At 44.9% G+C, this 20,675-nt stretch carries 15 protein-coding genes; 10 read left to right on the top strand and 5 right to left on the bottom strand.

Going from position 1 to position 20,675, the window contains the following annotated elements:
- Window positions 1-219: 219 nt before the first annotated feature.
- The 3 genes from QNH28_RS08600 to QNH28_RS08610 form a co-directional block, all read right to left on the bottom strand.
- On the bottom strand, window positions 220-1,905 hold the full coding sequence (locus tag QNH28_RS08600) for a DUF11 domain-containing protein (protein ID WP_283910999.1): 1,686 nt from the start codon (window positions 1,903-1,905) through the stop codon (window positions 220-222).
- Window positions 1,902-8,654 carry a DUF7507 domain-containing protein gene (locus QNH28_RS08605; protein WP_283911000.1) on the bottom strand — a complete coding sequence of 2,251 codons (6,753 nt, stop codon included), beginning with the start codon at window positions 8,652-8,654 and terminating at the stop codon, window positions 1,902-1,904. The genes QNH28_RS08600 and QNH28_RS08605 overlap by 4 nt, the downstream gene beginning before the upstream one ends.
- A 106-nt stretch (window positions 8,655-8,760) precedes the next feature.
- Window positions 8,761-9,405 (bottom strand): methyltransferase domain-containing protein, encoded by a 645-nt coding sequence (locus QNH28_RS08610; RefSeq protein ID WP_283911001.1) that lies wholly within the window; start codon window positions 9,403-9,405, stop codon window positions 8,761-8,763.
- Window positions 9,406-9,609: 204 nt separating this feature from the next.
- Between QNH28_RS08610 and QNH28_RS08615 the strand changes: the two genes are divergently transcribed.
- The gene (locus QNH28_RS08615) at window positions 9,610-10,077 is read left to right on the top strand and encodes a LytA/YqiH family protein (protein ID WP_076284187.1); all 468 of its coding nucleotides are present in this window, start codon (window positions 9,610-9,612) and stop codon (window positions 10,075-10,077) included.
- An 87-nt stretch (window positions 10,078-10,164) separates the two neighbouring features.
- On the opposite strand, the gene QNH28_RS08620 is transcribed toward QNH28_RS08615, so the two are convergent.
- Complete coding sequence (locus QNH28_RS08620; protein ID WP_283911002.1) at window positions 10,165-10,626, bottom strand: hypothetical protein; 462 nt, start codon at window positions 10,624-10,626, stop codon at window positions 10,165-10,167.
- Between the two features lie 168 nt (window positions 10,627-10,794).
- Here QNH28_RS08620 and QNH28_RS08625 point away from each other — a divergent pair, with 168 nt between their 5' ends.
- Complete coding sequence (locus QNH28_RS08625) at window positions 10,795-11,181, top strand: DUF423 domain-containing protein (protein ID WP_283911003.1); 387 nt, start codon at window positions 10,795-10,797, stop codon at window positions 11,179-11,181.
- A gap of 80 nt (window positions 11,182-11,261) precedes the next feature.
- On the opposite strand, the gene QNH28_RS08630 is transcribed toward QNH28_RS08625, so the two are convergent.
- Complete coding sequence (locus QNH28_RS08630; RefSeq protein WP_283911004.1) at window positions 11,262-11,816, bottom strand: hypothetical protein; 555 nt, start codon at window positions 11,814-11,816, stop codon at window positions 11,262-11,264.
- A gap of 188 nt (window positions 11,817-12,004) precedes the next feature.
- Between QNH28_RS08630 and QNH28_RS08635 the strand changes: the two genes are divergently transcribed.
- The 8 genes from QNH28_RS08635 (at window position 12,005) to QNH28_RS08670 (ending at window position 20,672) form a co-directional block, all read left to right on the top strand.
- Window positions 12,005-12,307 carry a YunC family protein gene (locus tag QNH28_RS08635; protein ID WP_283911005.1) on the top strand — a complete coding sequence of 101 codons (303 nt, stop codon included), beginning with the start codon at window positions 12,005-12,007 and terminating at the stop codon, window positions 12,305-12,307.
- Between the two features lie 243 nt (window positions 12,308-12,550).
- The gene (locus QNH28_RS08640; protein ID WP_283911006.1) at window positions 12,551-13,012 is read left to right on the top strand and encodes a Dps family protein; all 462 of its coding nucleotides are present in this window, start codon (window positions 12,551-12,553) and stop codon (window positions 13,010-13,012) included.
- A 309-nt stretch (window positions 13,013-13,321) separates the two neighbouring features.
- Window positions 13,322-14,104: a Fe-S cluster assembly ATPase SufC gene (sufC, locus tag QNH28_RS08645; RefSeq protein WP_042186351.1), complete on the top strand. Its 783-nt coding sequence runs from the start codon at window positions 13,322-13,324 to the stop codon at window positions 14,102-14,104.
- A gap of 27 nt (window positions 14,105-14,131) precedes the next feature.
- The gene (gene sufD / locus QNH28_RS08650) at window positions 14,132-15,433 is read left to right on the top strand and encodes a Fe-S cluster assembly protein SufD (RefSeq protein ID WP_283911007.1); all 1,302 of its coding nucleotides are present in this window, start codon (window positions 14,132-14,134) and stop codon (window positions 15,431-15,433) included.
- Window positions 15,430-16,656 carry a cysteine desulfurase gene (locus tag QNH28_RS08655; protein ID WP_283911008.1) on the top strand — a complete coding sequence of 409 codons (1,227 nt, stop codon included), beginning with the start codon at window positions 15,430-15,432 and terminating at the stop codon, window positions 16,654-16,656. The genes sufD and QNH28_RS08655 overlap by 4 nt, the downstream gene beginning before the upstream one ends.
- Window positions 16,643-17,074: a Fe-S cluster assembly sulfur transfer protein SufU gene (gene sufU / locus QNH28_RS08660; protein ID WP_036684339.1), complete on the top strand. Its 432-nt coding sequence runs from the start codon at window positions 16,643-16,645 to the stop codon at window positions 17,072-17,074. Before QNH28_RS08655 ends, sufU begins: the two co-directional genes overlap by 14 nt.
- 24 nt (window positions 17,075-17,098) lie before the next feature.
- The gene (gene sufB / locus QNH28_RS08665; RefSeq protein ID WP_042186357.1) at window positions 17,099-18,496 is read left to right on the top strand and encodes a Fe-S cluster assembly protein SufB; all 1,398 of its coding nucleotides are present in this window, start codon (window positions 17,099-17,101) and stop codon (window positions 18,494-18,496) included.
- A 415-nt stretch (window positions 18,497-18,911) separates the two neighbouring features.
- Window positions 18,912-20,672, top strand: coding sequence for an ABC transporter ATP-binding protein (locus QNH28_RS08670; RefSeq protein ID WP_283911009.1), 1,761 nt, complete (start codon window positions 18,912-18,914; stop codon window positions 20,670-20,672).
- Window positions 20,673-20,675 lie beyond the last annotated feature (3 nt).

A 20,675-nucleotide genomic window follows, 5' to 3' on the forward strand; every position in this document is an offset into this window, starting at 1 on the left:
ATGACCACCTCCCATGGAATATAAATGTTGATTGAAGGAACCTTTTGCAAAGTAAATACTTGTGGTGATGTTTTGAAAATATAAGATAGTATAAGTTTCACCCTATACATTATCCTTATATTTCTACAAGAAACGGTTATCGTCTTTAAAGACGACAACGTCGTTTCTTCTTGGGTTGTAACTAAAGTATATTCATGGGGATGGGGGATATGTGATTTCTTATTCACTGATCTCTTCCACGGTCAATGTATAACTGTTCGATTGGCTCTCTCCAGAGTATTCACGTCCATCAAGATTGAAAAAATATTGAGCGGTTACTAAGCCTTTAAGGAAACGACCCAGTACATGTTCACTTACCCGGACAAAATAATGGATGTTTACAGTAGCAGCAGCTTTGACAGTCCCAAGCGACAAGATACCGTCAAATGAAGATTGCGGATTTGGAATTCCGTCAATCACAATGCTGCTAGGATCAAGAAGACATTCCTCCGGCGTTAGCCGATCAAGGGATACTTCTGCAGGCCAATTCCCACTATTCGTTAGGGAGATCCAGCACTGGACATGCTCTCCTTCTTCCACTAGGGTCGGCTTTGCATGAGCTTCGAGAGAAATGACAGGTGTGACAATTAAGGTAGTAACGGTATTGGAACGAGAGGTTTGTCTTACTGTTCGTCCGTCCGGGAGCACAAAAGTATACTGAACACTGCCATGGTTTTGTACGGCCGCGATGGCATGAATGTTTATAGCCGCAGGTATGCTCACTTGAAAGACCACGACCGCTGAAGTTCCGCCTCTTAATGTGCCTAGCTGAATGCCATCTGCAGGAGGGGCGCCTTTTTGCATCACTCCGTTTAAGAGAACGCTATCCCATACGAAAAGAGTGCCCGAAGGGATAGCATCGGTCAGAACCGCATTTACGGCCAAGTTCCCGCTGTTGGTTACTGTTAGCTCATATCTTAGGTTGTCACCTGGAGCTGCTGTAACATGATCTACTCTTTTGCTGATGGTGACGCCTGCCAGAACAAGTGAGACAACGACGGTGTTGCTCTCGGTTGTATTGGGATTGTCGTCGACGGTATAAGTTACAGCTGCACGATTAGTCAGGTCCAAGGATGAAGGGATCTCTGTCACTCGGACGCGAAAGGTAATATCCATGCTTAGGTCTTTATCAAGTTGACCGAGTAATATTCCTTGCGTAGGATCTGATTCTGGATAATAGATTCCACCTGCAATGACACTCCCTGGAATGAACAGGGCTCCGTTCGGAATAGGTATCGTTGCGATGATTTGGTTTAATAGGCTGTTTCCTTCGTTCGTGAGCCGCAATGTGTAGGTAATTACATCCCCTATAAAAGAAGTTGGAGTGCTTGCAGACAACGAGGTAGATAGCTGATAGGAACGTAAAGATACTAGTACGGTATTAGAATATAAATCTCCGTTAACGATTCTTCCCTCCGGTGTGGCAAAAGAAAAACGGCCTAGCGCTTTATTTTGCAGCACTAGTGGAGACGGCAGTGAAATGATGACGACTTGAAAGGCGATGCTCACTTGACTTTGCGGAGCAATAGAACCTAGCGGTATGCCCGAAGACGGTGTAGCCCCTGGGAGAGGCACACCGTCTCTGAGCACGCTGTTGGAAATAAAGGATACACCCTCTGGAAGAATGTCATACACCGTTAACACAGCTTCTGTGTTTCCATCATTAGAAGCTTGAATGGTGTACACCAGAGTGTCACCTAATGAGGCATGGAGTTTGTCTGTACTCTTCAGCAATGAAAGCACGGGGCCCACGACCGGGGTGTTAACGGTATTGGAATAGACAATGCCGTCAACACCCGCTGCCGAGTTGAAGAGTACCATGGATTGATTGGTTACGACAGGCTGGGTACGTGAGCCGGGAATCATAATGCTACTACCTGAACCTGGAAGGTGATGGTTGAAGAAGCACCAGCAGCAATCGTTCCAATGGCAATACCGGAAGCCGGGCTGCCATTAGGTCGTGGGGTTCCGTCTACAGTGATGCTGCCTGTTACAAACTGACTGCCTGCTGGGATAGGGTCAACCATGATAACGTTATTGACTGCTGATATCCCCAAGTTGGTAACAACAATGGTATAGGTGATGATATCGCCGACAACGGCATCTATAGAGGTAGTGCTCTTAACGACACTCACATCCGGAGAAGAGACAGGGATGATTAGGACGTTTGAAAGTGAAGTTCCGGTGAGCAGACGTCCATCGGGTGGTGTGAATGAGAAAGTTGCTGAAGCTTGATTGACTAACTGCTGCGGTGAAGGGAGGGAGGCTACAGTAACTTGCAGGGTTATGGTCACTGTTACCGTGCTTCCCGGAGCAACTGCTCCAATATTTAATCCAGCGGACGGATCGGAGCCCGGTTGTGGCACTCCATTTACGAGCACGCTGTTTGGAACAAAGATGGCTCCGCTAGGAATTGTATCGGATACGACTACATTTGCTATGAGATTACCGGTATTCGTTACATTCAGGAAGTAAGTAATCGTATCTCCGACCGTTGCTGCAGTTCTATCCGCGCTTTTGACAACAACGATAATTGGCTGATATACAGGAATAACAAGCGTATTAGAGAAAGAGGATCCCGAGAATGCTCCAGATGTGAAGCTGACGGAAGCTTGATCGGTTAGCGTTGCAGGATTAGGCAGTACATTGACGATAGTGTTGAACGAGATATTGACCGTAACGCCCGGTGCAATTGTGCCAAGCGAGATACCATTCGCTGGATTGGCATTAGGATGTGGAGTGCCATTAACGATCACACTGCCAGCAACAAAAGTAGACCCCGCGGGTATTGGATCACTGATGTTTACATTGCTAATATTGGCTATTCCACTATTGGTAACCGTCAAGTTGTAGGTAATAGTATCGCCAACAACGGCATCTGTAGCTGGTGAAGACTTTGTTACGATCACATTTGGTGAGGATACTGAAATAGTTGTCGTATTGGAATTGATCGAGCTGTTAAATGTCCGCCCATCAGGCAAGGTGTAAGCAAATGCTACCGATGCTTGATTTATAAGCTGCTGGCTTGCTGGTAGTGTAGAAATGAGTACGGAGAACATGACAGACAGTGTTGCACCTGCGGATATAACACCGAGTGGAATGCCAGCGGCAGGATCTGCTCCAGGAGCTGGAGCACCTTGAATAAGCACACTGTTTGGCACAAAAGTTGTTCCAGACGGGATGGTATCACTCAGAGTAGCCAAAGCCCCATAATTTCCTGTATTGGATACATTGATCGTGTAAGTAATGGTATCTCCGACGGTCGCTTGAATTGAATTCGAGCTTTTTGCTGCGGCTAAAATCGGTAAGTAAATAGGTGTTGATACAATATTAGAAAAGGCTACATTTGAGAGGACGCCTGAGGTAAAGCTGACCGTTGACTGGTTATTTAGTAGGCCTGAGGGTGGCAATGAGACTGTATTCACTGTGAACGCTACAGTTACGGTTACACCTGGTGCAATACTTCCCAAAGTTACCCCCGTGGAAGGGCTAACCCCCGTACGAGGTACACCATCGACTAGCACGCTGCCTAATACAAATGTAGTACCCGCAGGAAGGGCATCCGTGAAGACGGCATTATTTACCGGTTCAATTCCGTTATTGGTAATCGTAACAGAATAGGTGATCGTGTCTCCAACAGTAGTTGCTGTGGTTGGGGTAGATTTTACAACAGCCAGATTTGGAGAAGAGACAGGGATGGTAACTGTATTAGATAGGATTGAACCACCAAGTGTGCGGCCGTCAGGTAAAGTGAAGCTATACGCTACTGTACCCTGGTTGACCAGCTGCTGAGGAGTGGGTAGTGAGGTGATATCAACCGTGAATACTACTGCTGTTGTACCACCGGGAGGAATAACTCCTGCAGGAATACCTGTAGACGGATCTGCTTGCGCTAATGGGAGTCCATTAATGAGCACACTGTTCGTAACGAAGGTAGTGCCGGCTGGGATATTGTCCGTAATGATTAAGCTTGCTGGATAGTTACCAGTATTACTTACGGTAAGAGTATAGCTGACAGCGTCACCCGTAGTAGCATTAAGTGTACTTGATGTTTTGACAACGGAGATGTTCGGCTGGAATACTGGGATGGTAACGGTATTAGAGAAAGTCGAACCGGAAAAAACACCTGATGTAAAGGTTACGGATGCTTTATTGATGAGTGTAGCAGTAGGAGGAACAGAGGTGACAGTAACGCTGTAAGCAACCAGAGCTGAAGCTCCAGGCGCTAGGGTACCAATTGATATCCCCGAAGAAGGATTCAGGTTTGGAAAAGGTACTCCGTTCACGGATACGCTACCCGTTACAAAAGCAGCACCTGCAGGCGTAGGATCATTAAGTATTATGCTATTGACAGCTTCTATACCGTTATTTGTAATATTTACGTTATAAATGACTGTATCTCCGACCGCAACAGAAGTTGAAGTTGAGCTTTTGACAACTACGATATTAGGAGCAGAGACCTGTAGTGTGACTGTATTTGATACGGCAGTTCCGCTTAAGGGCCTACCGTCAGGAGGGGTATAGGTGAAGCTTGCAGAAGCTTGATTGCTGATTTGTTGTGGCGATGGTAAGGAAACGATACTTACAGAGAAGCTAACAGGAATACTGGCTCCCGGTGCGACACTCCCAACAGCTATGCCCGTATTTGGCGCTGCACCTGGTTGCGGCATACCACCGACAATAACACTGTTAGGATTAAAGACGGTTCCAGCTGGAATGTTATCGGTTAGGGTTACATTTGCTGCTAGATTTCCTGCGTTACTTACAACCACCGTATAGTTTACGGTATCACCGACAACTAAAGCATCGACATTACCGTTTCCATCCACGGCACTTTTTAATAAGGAGATCTGTGGCTGAATGACTGGTGTGCTGGTAATGTTAGATGAAGAAGAACCGGAGAATACACCGGATGTAAAACTGACGGATGACTGATTATTAATCTGTGATGGTATCGGCATCGTTATCCTCACCTCGAATGTTACGGTAGCTGTGGCGCCTGGACCCAGACTACCGATTGGAATGCCGGCGGACGGAACTGCTAGCGGCTGGGTAATGCCACCTACAATTACGGTTCCGGGAATAAAAGCTACATTCTCAGGCAGAGGATCGCTGAGAATGATGTTGCTTACTGTAGCAATGCTGTTGTTCGTCAATACAGAGGTGAATGTAAGGATATCACCTGTAACTGCGGTAGCAGCATTTACGCTTTTTACGACACTGACGTTAGGTGCGGAAACAGGGACAGAGAGCGTATTGGACACTACATTTCCTCCGAGTTGACGCCCGTCTGGGAGGGTGAAGCTATAAGTTGCCGAAGCGGAGTTCAGCAACATCTGTGAAGGAGGTAATGCTGTTATCGTGACCAGAAAGCTCACGGATACACTGTCACCTGGTGCCAATGTGCCTACAGGGATTCCGGTTACAGGATTATATCCGGGTAAAGGTGTTCCGCCAATAATTACACTGTTCGCGTTAAATACAGATTGAGGTGGAAGATTATCAGTTAATAGTAGAGTGGTTGCAATATTCCCGGTATTGCTGATGAGGATCGAGTAAGACAAAGATCCCCCTACAGATGCCTGAGCTGTATTCGCGCTTTTGACCATATTAATGATCGGTTGATACACAGGTGTTACTACCGTATTCGATAGTGAGGAACCAGTGAAGGCACCGGATGTGAAAGAAGCACTAGCTCTGTTTGCAAACTGCGATGGATTTGGTAAAGAAGAAACATTCACTTTAAAAGAGACCGTTATAGAGCTGCCTGCCGCAATACTACTGATAGATATTCCAGTACTTGGATTTGCGGCTGGTACCGATGAACCTCCAACAATAACGCTCCCTGCTACAAAAGTGCCTCCCGTAGGGATGGGGTCAGAGACGACGACATTATTCACAGCTACGCTACTTGTGTTGGACACTACGACTGTGTAAGTCAGATTCTCGCCGACTGCGACATCAGCGACACTTGCGGTTTTACTTAGCGTAATGTTTGGAGCAGAGACAGGGATGCTAACAGTGTTTGATTGGCTAGTACCGGATAAGGATCTACCGCTTGGTAATTGGTAAGTGTAACTGCTGCTGGCCAGATTGTTCAGAACAGGTGGTGAAGGCAGAGATTGGACAGAGACCAGAAATGTTACGGGCACAACAGTTCCAAAGGCAATTGTACCTAGATTAATACCCGTAAGTGGGGAGTCTGTTGGTCGTACGACTCCGTTTACAGTTACACTACCCGATACAAAGGCTGCCCCTGAGGGAATATTGTCGGTTAAGGTTACAGCTGCTCCAATATTTCCAGAGTTCTGAACATTTAATGTATAAAGAATATTGCCGCCTACTGTTGCACTAGCGGTGTTCGAGCTTTTGACAATTTGAATGATGGGTTGATATACCGGAGTCGTAGTCGTGTTGGAAAGCGAAATGCCAGTAAAGGCTCCTGAGCTGTAGGATGCCGTAGACTTGTTCAATAGCTGTGATGGACTAGGTAATGAGATAACATTGACCTGAAAGGTGACGGCAACCGAACTTCCTGCAGCGATTGAACCAACAGTAATCCCTGTTCCTGGATTTGCAGAGGGTTGTGACGTCCCCGCAACTGTAACACTTCCTGAAACCAGCGAAGTCCCTGCAGGAATGGTGTCTGTAAGGGTGACGTTAGTAATTGCTTCAATCCCGTTGTTGGTGATCACGGAAGTATAAAGGAGTGTATCGCCGACAGCGACATCAGCAAATCCTGCGCTTTTGACCACGGTAACATTTGGGAGTCTAACTGGAATAGACAATGTATTGGATGAGGCTGATCCAGCTATAATTCGCCCATCTGGAACCTGAAAGGTATAGGCAGCGCTTGCTTGGTCGACCAGTTGTGGTGGAGACGGAAGGCTGTTCACTAATACACGGAATTGAATGGTAGAGCTACCTCCAGCAGCGATCGTCCCTATAGCAATACCTGTAGCAGGATTTCCAGCGACTGGCGTTCCATTGACGGTAAAACTACCCGCGACATAAGAGCTTCCTGTAGGAATGTTATCCGTAAGTGTCGTTAGCGCACCGATGTTTCCAGTGTTGGTGATTTGAAGCGTATAGGTGATTTGATCTCCGACGGTCGCATTTGCAGTGTTGGCTGATTTTATAATGCTAAGAATGGGCGAATACACGGGTAAAGTTACTGTATTGGATGGAATGACCCCGGTCATGATAGAGCCCCCGGCTACACTTTGAAACGTAAAGGCAGCATTTGCGGTATTAGCGATATTCTGCGGACTTGGTGGTAATGAAGTGACTTTGGCTTGATATGTAACTGTTATTGAAGTGCTCAAAGCTAATGACCCCAAAGAGATTCCCGCTGTAATATCAAAGGTTGGCCTTGCGACGCCGGCCACTACAACGCTTCCGGTAACAAAGGTTGATCCTGCTGGCAGCGCATCTGATAAAACGACGCTAGCCGCACTCGCTGTACCTGTATTACTGACAATGACAGTGTAAGTTACCGTATCCCCGACTATAGGTCCGGTCACATTGGCACTTTTAGTAACGTTTATTTTGGGTGCGTTGATATCAACTTGTATGGCATTTCCATTGAGCACATAAGCATCACCAGAGGTAGTTAATTGTAAAATGGCGGAAGACTGGTTATTTGCAAGTCTGGCCGACACGTCAACATTAGTAATGTCCCAGCCTTGTCGGCCACCGATAATGTTGGTGCCTGGATTTCCGTTTGTTTGATTGCGATTTCCGAATGTTCCAGTGGTATCCAGTACACCTAGATCGTTGTTAATCTGTGAAGCGAAGAAGTTGTTGGCAAAGTTATTGGGTCCTGATAAAGCTACAAGCGTAGCTGATGTAGGCCCGAACAATGCCTGGTCTCCCGAACGATTCGCATCACCCTCCTGTGCGCTAAATAGTGCCCTGCCTCCAAGTGCACCTGTAATAGGAGTTGCAAAGCCTGTTATTGTAGTAGAGACTGGTGCAGAAGTTGCCTGTACAAGTATTGCGCCTGCCCGTAAGGACATATTACGGAAGGGCAAGGATGTATTTTGATAGATTACACCAAGTGTCCAGCCCGCATGATTAGCTGTGGAATCACTAGGAATAACGATCGTACCAACTACACCGCCAGTGGTGTAGGTCCCAGCGCCGCCTTGTAAAATAATGCTGGTGACATTGGCAGAACGGACATATGCGGAAGCACCACCTCCCAAATCAACAGTATTACTAGTAGCTGCATCGGGAGTTATGCTGAACGTACTTCCGGTAGGCGTAATTAAAGAGACTGGGTTGTTTATGGCCGCACTGAGATTCACAGTTCCGTTAATATAAGTACCGCCCCATATCAGCTCTGCATATAGCACAGTGCTGCCTGATGGCAGGACCAGTATAGCGGATGAACTGTTGCTCGTATAAAGACTTGTTGTTCCATTAGGATAGGTGCCAAAAATAGATGTAGTGTTAACAGTGGTGAAACCGCCGATGCTGTCTAGTGTCCCTGGCACTCCGACCGTATCGGAGCGACTAAGTCCAAGTGTGTTGCCTGTAAATGTGATAGCACCGGTCGCATTGATCGTTGCCCGTACGACTAGTGGAATGATTCTCACCTCCTTCGAGGTCAATTTGCTTTTAAAAAAGTGAACCGTCCCATAATCAGGACGGCACAGTTAATACCTGTATGTTAGCCTATGATGTAATTCGGGTATTATTGTATGTCCCATCAATAAATTATAGGAAATTTTGTCTATCGTGTGATTTTAGCCTGCGTTTCATAAGAACACGCGGTTCAGCGTAATGCCCTCTACTCATCAATTCCAGCTCATGAATAGAAATATCTTCTTTGATTACGGTGAAGTGGTACATGATTTCATGCACAACATTGGCTTGAAGCGTCTTTAGTATTTCTAATTCTTCTGTTTCATAAAGAGGATCTTCATAAGGGTATTGATAGAAAAGCTCCATCCGCAGCAATCGATAATCGAACGGCGGCACCGGGATGGGATAGTCAGGAATCGATGGGCATACTGGACCGGACGGGGGCTGGAAAAAGGATCCTGTGAAATATCTCGGAGTATATTCATCAAACTTCTGCTTAAAGGTAGGATTGGACATATGAACAAAACTGTGGGCATACGGGACCAGTATACAAACAATGGCTTTGTGGGTGCTAATTCTGTGAATTTCCGACATAACCGCGGATAAATCGTCGATATAAGGTAATACACGACTAGCCATTACAAACTCGGCGGTATTGTCCGGCAAAGGGATGCCTTGGCTAATGTCACAGACAATATCTACGTTGGGACCCGCGATACGATCGATCCCGAGATAACCTGCTTCTTTACTGGATCCGCAGCCGATATCGATTCTCAAGGGGACCACTCCTTAGGGATAAATCAGGCTCAACACTATTGTATTAATCTCGCTTAAGCCTGCATCCGGCGGATGCCTATTAAAGATTGGAAGTTACTAAAAATAACGTATTATGAAACCTTAGCAGAGTTGATACGTTTATAGGAGTAGGCTTATAGAAAATGACTTTGCAAACAACCGCTAAACATAGAGGAGGCAGTCAACATGAAAAAACAACGTTCCTTACCCGCTATAGCTGCAATCGCAGCATTAACGCTAGCCCTAACCGCTTGCGGTGCTACTAATAATTCAGCACAGCCATCTGCAGAACCAAGTGCAACAGCTTCTCCAGTACCAACAGAGGAGACCACAAGCACACCCGTACCTACAGAAGGTACAAGTACCACTGCACCAACAGAGAATCCAAGTACTCCCGCACCCAAACCTACTGCAAATCCAGAAGCTAAAATTCTTAAAGGAACAGGCGTTTACGTCGGCCAAATAGATAGTCATTCTGTTGAGATTGAGACCAAAGAAGGTCCTACGGCTTTTGAGATCACAGCTGGTATGGAGAGCGTTATTGAGAAGTTAAATACGGATGATCCTGTAGCTTTTGAATATGTTGAAAAAGCAGTGGAAGGCGATGCTACAGTTAAACAGCGTGTACTTTCGAAGCTGTCACTTGCAAAATAAAGAAACGCTATCATTTATGAATAACAAAAGGGCTGCTCCTGATTGATTTCAGGAACAGCCCTTTTGTCTTGGAATTAGAAATGAACGTTATAGCGTCCCGGCATTGACTAAGAAAATAGTAATAAGCAGCATAAAGAGTAGGATAATCACACCGTTGATGATAGTGCCTATAACGCCGAAAACCTTACGTCTCTTCCGGATGGAAAGCCCAATAATGCCGATGACAACACCAATTACATTAAGCGCTGAAAGAATAATAACAGTCATTCCAAGAAGCATGATGGACTGCGATGATTCGGCTAATAGATTCGAGTTCTCGTTAACCATGGAAGAAGCTTTCATAATAATGAAAACGAAGAGGGCTGCATAACCCATAATGGTCACGAGACTAATGATGAAAGAAGCAATACCAGGTCCAGAGTGCTGTAAGTCATGTTCTACTTTTTGATACGAAGACGACGAACCAGCACCTGGCTGACTCAAATCAGGTTGGGGATTTCCTACCTCTGCTGTAGGCACATCAGATTTTGAGAGAGAATTAAGTTCCATAGGTTGCACTCCTTGAGAGATAAGAATGAAATGTTGTTAATATCCACTTTTTCATATTGATGCTAAAAAAGCAACCCCTGTTTATGGCTAATTCATAAAGGCTGCTGGAAAAAGCAACCGTTAATCGTATATGATAGAAGAAGTCTAATATTAAGGAGTTGTAATCGTATGCAACGGAAACTTATGGCCTGGGGGGCTTTGCTAGCGATGCTGGCAGTTGGAGTAGGCGCTTTTGGCGCTCATTTATTAAAACCTGTGATCAGTGAAGAATATATGAAGGTATATGAGACGGGTGTACAGTATCACTTGGTACATGCGCTGGGTGTAATTCTGATAGCACTGGTTGTAGGTCAATGGGGAGAAAGTACCCGGTTACGCTGGGCAGGACGGTTGTTAATAGCAGGCACTATTTTATTCTCAGGTAGCTTGTATGTTCTGAGTATCTCCGGGATTAAGGTGCTTGGAGCGATTACGCCTATTGGTGGTGTATGCTTTATAGCAGGCTGGTTATGCTTGGTTTTGGAAGCATTCTCACGCAGCAAAAAAGCATCTTAAGCACCCAAGTTATAATTGAAAGATAAATAAGCATCCGTTCCGTATAGGGGCGGATGCTTATTTATCTGTAACGTATACGTTTACAGAAACTCGTCGATTTCATTTAGATTAAAGCTATAGACCTGTTTCTCATCCACATGGTAGACACTGATAGAATTGGCATCTTCATCAAAATTTAAAATACGACAGGGCATAGACACTTGCTTTCCATACCGATTCGCGCGTAAACGTACTAATTGGTTGTTCTGAATATACTGACGAATTTTCCCGTATGCATCTGCTGGCGTCTCAATAGCTGACTGCTGTGCAGGCAATTCTGCCTGTTTATCTATCGGTTTATCGAGCTGCTTTTTAGTGGTCTTTGGTGGTAGCTTAAATGAAATGGGAGGTGCAGAGCTTTGATTCAAGGCTAGTTTGGCAGAACGAAGCAAGCTGTCAATGGTTCTCCCCAATTCAAGACCGGAGTTAATGTTGAAATCTGTGATTTTGTCGTTATTGTTCAACATTTCAAGCAGATATTGCAATGCAAGCGGGTTGGTACGGGCATTAATCAGGATGTCGACATTAAATAAATAGTTGCCGTCTGTGTGTTGTAGTTTCTCGTCCATAGATCCCCCAGCTTTTTGTTTGAACATTTCTTTACAATTATAAGAATGTAAATAAACTATAACATTAAACAAGTAATAATCATATACCTGACACTAGAGAAAATGGGACCAAGGTACTGTGTTTTTTACGAAAAGCCTAGGACTACCAACTGCACATCAGCAGGGAGTGAAGCATACATATACATCGTGGTTGGTGAATAAAGGAGGTGCTGCTATTGGTTACTATAGAGCCCATTATCGTAGGTGAACATACGCTGATCGGGGTAGAGGTTAAGCTTCCGAAAACAACGCTGCTCTCAATCAACACAAGCCGAGGTTATATTATGTGTGGTGCGCTGGATGTTGGTCTGCTCAATGAGAGGCTCAGTGATCGGCATATTATCGCAGCCAGGGCGGTTGGTGTTCGCACGCTGTCACAGCTGTTAGCTGCTCCATTGGAGTCTGTAACCATAGAGGCGGAGCGTCTAGGTATCGTACCTGGTATGACAGGTTCGGATGCATTGCTTCTTATGGTCTGACTGAACAATCTTACAAAATCCAAAGAACAAGAGGCCACTGGCCTCTTGTTCTTTTTTGCATGAATCTGAATTTGAACATAATGGAGAGCGTCTCTAGGGAGAGTAATTTAAACAGAAAGTTTATGGAAGGGTTCTCCTTGTTTCGTCGTACATGCTAAGGGGTAAATTAAGAATAGACAAGTTGCTGCCGGACGAAGAATTAAGCAGCCCGGTAAATATAAAGGATAAGGATGGGATCATCTCATGGCTAAAGCATCTAATAAAGTAAATACAACTTCACTGGAACAAATTTTGAACCGTCAGGTTGCTAACTTGAATGTACTGTACGTTAAAATTCATAATTTTCATTGGTACGTAAAAGGAGAACAATTTTTCTCTCTTCACGTGAAATTTGAGGATCTATATAATGAAGTGACGCTGCAAATGGATGAAGTTGCAGAGCGTCTGCTAAGCATCAAAGGAAGTCCTGCTGCGACGATGAAAGAATATTTGGAATTGGCAACGATTCAAGAAGCTACTGGTAAAGAAGATACACGTGGGATGGTTCAGTCTCTGATTGAAGACTTCGCTACCATTTCTGAAGAGCTGACAGAAGGCATCGAGCTTGCTGAGGAAATTAAGGATCAGCCAACTTCTGACATGTTGATAAAAATTCGTGGTGATCTTGAGAAACATCAATGGATGCTGCGTTCTTACCTTAGCTAAACGATAAAGCGTATGAAATAAGGCTTCCTGCGGGAGGTCTTATTTTTTGCGTTAGGTTGGGTATGAATGAACATTGGGGATTAACACTAAAAATAGCGAATTATGCGGTTCTTCATAGAGAAAATAAAAAGAGATATTTGTAAAAAAACAGGCTTTGTTATAAAATTGTTGAGAATCATTGATAATCATTGTGATTCAATTTATAATAATTATAATGTGATATAGAATCTAATTGTGCTGGGAATCAGGAACATCCTGTTTCAATACAACTTTTGATTTCGCAAATCGATCAATGGAGGGAATAATATTATGGCAGCAGATTTTGTCATTGAGGGACTTAAAGCGACGATTGAGGGAAAAGAGATTTTGAAGGGGATTAACCTTCAAATGAAAGGTGGCGAAATTCACGCCATCATGGGACCAAACGGTACAGGTAAAAGTACCTTGGCGTCAGCTCTTATGGGTCACCCTAAATATGAAGTAACTGAAGGAACAGCAACACTTGAAGGTGAAGATCTTCTGGAGATGGCGGTTGATGAACGCGCACGTGCAGGTCTTTTCCTTGCTATGCAGTACCCAAGTGAAATTTCCGGAGTAACAAACTCCGATTTCTTGCGCTCTGCCATTAATGCCCGCCGTGAAGAGGGAAGCGAAATTTCTTTGATTCGTTTTATCCGTCTTATGGAAGCGAAGATGAAAGAACTGGACATGAATCCTGAGTTCCTACACCGTTACCTGAACGAAGGTTTCTCCGGTGGTGAGAAGAAACGTAACGAAATTCTACAAATGATGATGCTAGATCCAAAAATCGTGATTCTGGACGAAATTGACTCTGGTCTTGATATTGATGCTTTGAAAATTGTAGCTGAAGGCGTAAACTCCATGCGGAGTGAAGATCGCGGCTTCCTGGTTATTACCCACTATCAACGTCTCTTGAACTACATCAAACCTGATTTTGTACATGTTATGATGCAGGGCAGAATTGTGAAATCCGGTGGTCCTGAGCTTGCACAACGTCTGGAAGCAGAAGGCTACGAGTGGATTAAAGAAGAACTTGGAATTGAAGACGAAACAGTAGGGCAAGACGCGTAAGAAACGCCAGGAAGGAGGAGAACACTTATGACGACACAGACCATTCTTCCGGTGGATGCCGAGCGCTTGAGCGAATTATCGCATAGTAGCGGCGAACCGGGTTGGCTGAAAGAAAGCCGCTTGAAAGCACTTGAACTGGCAGCTACTCTGACACTGCCTAAATTAGAGAAGACACGGATTGATCGTTGGAATGTGAACAATTATGGTAGCTACAAAACAAGTGAAACCATAGCTTCACTGAAGGATGCACCTGCTTCCATTTCCTCCTTGATCAAGGATCAGGAAGAAGGCAGTCTGATTATTCAACGTAACTCTGGTGCAGTATATACACGACTAGCTCCTGAGCTTGCAGCACAAGGTGTTATTTTTACCGATCTGCAAACAGCTGTTAAAGAGCATGGAGATTTGGTACAACGTTACCTGCATAAGGCAATTCAACCTGACGAGCATTCAATCGCTGCGCTTCATGCAGCACTATGGAACGGTGGAGTATTCCTCTATGTTCCTAAGAATGTAGTGGTTGAAACTCCACTTCAGGCGGTGTTGTTAACAGATGATGCGGAAGCTTCATTTGTTCCTCACATTCTGATTGTAGCGGATACTAACAGTTCCCTGACATACGTAGATAACTACGTGTCGGATAAAGAGGAAGCTGGATTACACAATGGTGCTGTAGAAGTATTCGTGGGTGCAGGTGCTAAAGTACGTTATGCTACAGTGCATCAGCTGGGCGTGGATACAACAGATGTGACTTACCGCCGCGCTGTTGTTGAGAATGACGGAACCATCGAATGGATCGTTGGTGAGATGAACTATGGTGATACAGCAAGTGATACCAAGTCTGTGCTCAAAGGCAATGGCTCTAGCTCCGATGCTAAAGTAATTGCTGTAGGTACGGGATCACAGAAACTGAATTACACTACTCAAGCTCAGCATTTCGGCAAAAACACCCCAAGTGACATGATCACTCGTGCGGTTATGCGTGATAATGCTACTTCTATCATCAATGGAATTACCAAGATCGAGAAAGGTGCTACTAGAGCCGACGGTCAGCAAACGGAGAAAGTCCTGATGCTAAGTCCAAAAGCCCGTGGTGACGCCAATCCGATCCTGCTGATTGATGAAGATGATGTTACAGCAGGCCATGCCGCTTCCGTAGGACAGGTCAATCACGAGCAAGTCTTTTACCTGATGTCCCGCGGAATTACACGGCATGATGCAGAAACTCTGATCATCTATGGCTTCTTGGCTCCTGTTGTGTCGCAAATTCCACTAGAGGGACTGCGTAATCAGCTCCAATCTCTTGTGGAAAGGAAGTTAGGTCAATGATTAGCAACGCCATCCGGGAGCAATTTCCCATACTGAACCAGAATGTGAACGGACATCCACTGGTCTATCTAGACAGTGCTGCTACTTCACAGAAGCCTCGTCAAGTAATTGAGGCGGTCAAGTCGTATTATGAGTGGGATAACGCCAACGTACACCGTGGCGTCCATACTCTAGGCAGCCGTGCAACAGATGCCTACGAGGGAGCCCGGGAGAAGCTAGCTAAGTTTATTAACGCCCGCAGCACTAAAGAAATTATCTTTACGCGCGGTACGACCACTGCCCTAAATCTTGTCGCCTCTTCTTACGGGCCATCTGCAGTGGGTGAAGGCGATGAAATTGTCATCACCCTGATGGAGCATCATAGTAATTTGATCCCTTGGCAGCAGCTAGCTAAGAAGACAGGCGCTACTTTAAAATATATACCGTTGCAACCTGATGGAACAATTACGCTTCAAGATGCTGAGGAGACGATTACGGATAAAACCAAGATCGTTGCTATCGCTTATGTATCTAATGTTATGGGAGTGACTCATCCGATTAAAGAGCTTGCGGCAATTGCTCATCGTAACGGTGCGGTAATTGTCGTAGACGGCGCACAGAGTACACCTCATGTGAAGGTCGATATGCAAGATCTGGATTGTGATTTCTATGCACTTTCCGGACATAAAATGCTAGCACCGACTGGAATTGGGGCATTGTACGGCAAAAGAGCACTCCTTGAAGCCATGGAACCTGTTGAGTTCGGTGGCGAAATGATCGATGATGTCGGTCTCTATGAATCGACATGGAAAGAGCTGCCTTGGAAGTTTGAGGGCGGAACGCCGATCATTGCTGGAGCTGTTGGATTAGGTGCAGCCATAGATTTCTTACAGGAAATCGGCATGGATGAGATTCACAGCCATGAGAAGAAGCTTGCAGCCTACGCAGAGCAGCGTCTATCTGAGATTGATGGTTTGACCATTTATGGTCCGCGCAATCGTGAAGTTGGCGTTGTCACCTTTAATCTGGGTGACGTTCACCCGCATGATGTCGCTACAGTACTAGATGCAGAGGGGATTGCCATCCGTGCTGGTCATCACTGCTGTCAGCCGCTGATGCGCTGGCTGGAAGCCAGCTCAACAGCACGTGCGAGCTTTTACCTGTATAACACCGAGCAGGATGTAGATCGACTGGTGGACGCTTTAATCAAGACAAAGGAGTACTTCGGCTATGAACTTGGATGACTTGTACAGACGAGTAATTATGGATCATTATAAAAGTCCTCGGAATCGTGGTTCATTTGAAGATGATGCTCTGAAAATTGAACTGAATAATCCAACTTGTGGTGACCGTATTACACTTCAGCTTAAGGTAGAAGATGGAATCGTAAAAGATGCCCGTTATAACGGTGAAGGTTGTTCGATCAGTATGTCATCCGCTTCGATGATGACTGAGGCGATCAAAGGACAAACGGTTGAACGTGCGCTTGAACTAGCCGACAATTTCTCCTTACTGATGAAGGGTGAAGACGTGGATTTCGGAGATTATGAAGACATTGAAGCCCTATCGGGTGTGAATAAATTCCCTGCGCGGATCAAATGCGCAACACTGGCTTGGAACGCACTTCGTAAAGGAATTGACGAAGAAGAGCAACATAAATAATAGAAGAACAAGGAGGCTGACACCATGGCTAAGAAAGCGCCTGATATGGAAGAGTACCAATACGGGTTCCGTGATGAGCATAAGTCGATATTCCAGTCTGGTAAAGGTTTGACGGCCGAAATTGTTAAAGAAATTTCAGCAATCAAAAATGAACCACAGTGGATGCTTGATTTCCGCTTAAAATCCCTTGAACAGTTCCGTAAAATGCCGATGCCTACATGGGGCGGCAATATGGACGATTTAGATTTTGAGGATATTCAATATTATGTAAGACCTTCCGAGAAACAAGGGAAGACTTGGGAAGAAGTTCCTTCCGAAATCAAGGAAACCTTTGATAAGCTGGGTATTCCTGAAGCGGAACAGAAGTTCCTCGCCGGCGTATCGGCACAATATGAATCTGAGGTTGTATACCACAGCATGCAGAAGAGCCTTGAAGATCAAGGGGTTATTTTTACAGATACCGATACTGCACTGCGTGAACATCCAGAACTTCTTAAGAAGTTCTTCGGGACGATCATCCCTCCAACCGATAATAAATTTGCAGCACTTAACAGTGCCGTTTGGTCAGGCGGAAGCTTCATCTACGTTCCTAAAGGTGTGAAATGTGAAGTTCCTTTGCAGGCTTACTTCCGTATTAACTCCGAGAACATGGGACAGTTTGAGCGTACCTTGATCCTCGCTGACGAAGATAGCTTTGTGCATTATGTAGAAGGCTGTACAGCGCCAATCTACAGCACGAATTCTCTGCACAGTGCGGTTGTTGAAATCTTGTGTATGAAGAACTCACGTGTTCGTTATACTACAATCCAGAACTGGGCACCTAACATCTACAACCTCGTTACTAAACGTGCGGTTGCAGAAGAGAATGCTACGATGGAATGGGTTGATGGCAACATCGGTTCCAAGCTGACCATGAAATATCCTGCGGTTGTTCTTAAAGGCCGTGGAGCTAAAGGTTCAGTACTATCCATCGCAGTAGCGGGTAAAGGCCAGCATCAGGATGCAGGTGCCAAGATGATCCATCTGGCTCCAGACACAACATCCACTATTGTATCGAAATCGATCAGTAAGCACGGTGGTAAAGTAACTTATCGTGGTCTTGCTTCCTTCGGCCGTCAGGCAGAAGGCGCGAAATCGAACATCAAATGTGATACGCTCATTTTGGATAACGAATCCACTTCGGATACGATTCCTTACAATGAAATCATGAACGATAACATCGTGCTTGAGCACGAAGCAACGGTATCCAAGGTTTCTGAGGAGCAGCTGTTCTATCTAATGAGCCGCGGCCTAACAGAAGCTGAAGCGACTCAAATGATCGTCATGGGCTTCATCGAGCCGTTCACCAAAGAACTGCCGATGGAATATGCGGTCGAAATGAACCGTCTGATCAAATTCGAAATGGAAGGAAGTATCGGTTAACCTTGATTTTCAAGGGGGACCAGCTTCATTCTAATAAGTAATAGCAAATACGTATTCGCAGTGATCTTGATGCTTTTATGCTCAAGTCACTCGGATACGTATTTTTTATTGAAAATAGAAGTGGGGTTTTCATTTGAGAGGATTAAATCCAAATTTTATGAAAAAAAGCCTTATAAAGGTTTTCTTTGAGGGGTGTGGTCACATCAAGGATCATGATGTTTCTTAATTCAACAGCATTAAGGAGGAAACTCGAGTATTTTAAGACAATGATGGTCGTTTATCACCTATATATGGGTCTTTTTTCCGAAATAACAGGATAAACGCTCAAATCTACGCTTTGCCGCTTTAAATTAGGGATGATACACTGCTTAAAGTCACTAAAATTGAAAGCGCTAAAATAGATAGGAGGAGAGATATGGATGTTCTCAGGCAACTGCGAGGCTATTACCGAGAGAAGCTGCATTATTTGATTCTTTCGATTGTATGCTTGGCCGCCGCAACTGCAGTGGGGCTAATTACCCCCAATTTGTTAAGGAAGCTGATCGATGATGTAATTGTTCCACTCAAGTTTAAAGAGGTGCCCGTGTTGGCTCTCAGTGTATTGGCTGTAGTAATCGTAAAAGCTTTACTACAATTTGCACATGGTTTTTTTGGAGGGCGGTTAGGTAATTTTCTAGCATATCGGCTACGTAACGCTTGTTATGAGAAATTGCAATTTCTATCTTTCCGTTATTATGATACCGCGAAAACAGGAGATCTGATGTCCCGGCTGACCGGGGATTTAGAAGCGATCCGGAACTTTATCGGTTTTGGTTTCGCTCAGCTGCTAAATGTGTTTTTTATGGTGCTTTTTGGTTCTATCATGATGTTCACCATTAATTGGCAGCTAACATTGGTTACATTGATTACTATGCCATTTCTGGCAGCAGTAGCTTTAAGATTTGAGTCGAAGATTCATCCGGCCTTTCAAGAGATGCGTCTTGCGTTAAGTTCTCTGACAACGGCTGTACAGGAGAATATCACCGGTGTGCGTACTGTCAAATCGTTTGCTAGAGAGGCTCACGAAGTTGAGAAATTCTCACACCGTAATGAACGTTATAAGAATAATCAGATTTTTGCCGCAGAGCTCTGGAGTAAGTTTTTTCCTATCATGGAGCTTTTAGCATCGGTCAGTATAGCTATTCTGTTAGGCGTAGGTGGTACACTCGTCATTAACGACAAAATGTCACTAGGTGAATTGGTTGCCTTCTTCAGTTTGATTTGGTACATCATTGGACCGGTATGGGGTCTTGGGTTTCATATTAATAACTATACACAGTCCAAAGCTTCGGGAGAACGTGTACTTGAGGTACTTAATCAAAAAATTGATGTGAAGGATAAAGAAGATGCACGTGAACTGGTACCTTCTGAGGTTAAAGGGGACGTTGCCTTTAATCATGTCACCTTTGCGTACGGGAACAAAATGCCTGCCGTTACTGACATCCATTTTGAAGCTAAATCAGGAGAAATTATCGGATTTCTTGGAGGCACAGGTTCAGGTAAATCCACTATTACTCAACTGATGATGCGTGCTTACGATGTCAATGAAGGTAGTATTACGCTGGATGGCATTGATATTAGAGAATACAGTGTGCGCAGCCTGCGGTCACAGATTGCCACCGTATTCCAGGAAACGTTCCTGTTCTCCTCATCCATCCGCAACAATATTTCATATGGCTTGAAAAATGTAAGCATGGAAGAGATTATCCGTGCTGCACAGTTGGCAAAGGCGCATGATTTCATTATGGAGATGGCAGACGGATATGACACTGTAGTGGGCGAACGCGGAATGGGTCTCTCCGGCGGACAAAAGCAGCGGATTGCCATCGCAAGAGCGCTGCTTAAGAATCCGCGTATCCTCATCCTCGACGATGCGACCAGTGCTGTCGATATGGAAACAGAGCATGAGATTCAGGCGGGTTTCCAAGAGGTCATGAATGGGCGTACAACACTTATTATCGCCCATCGGATATCCTCCTTGCGACATGCGGATCAGATCATTGTCATGAATGAAGGTCATGTTCAGCAGCGTGGTACTCATCAGGAGCTAATTGAAGTTCCGGGTCCATACCAAGATGTATACCGGATACAATATGCTGACTATCTGGCCAGAGCTACCGGAAGAGGGGAGGAGTGAGGC

The organism is Paenibacillus sp. G2S3 (assembly GCF_030123105.1).
GTDB lineage: Bacteria > Bacillota > Bacilli > Paenibacillales > Paenibacillaceae > Paenibacillus_AQ.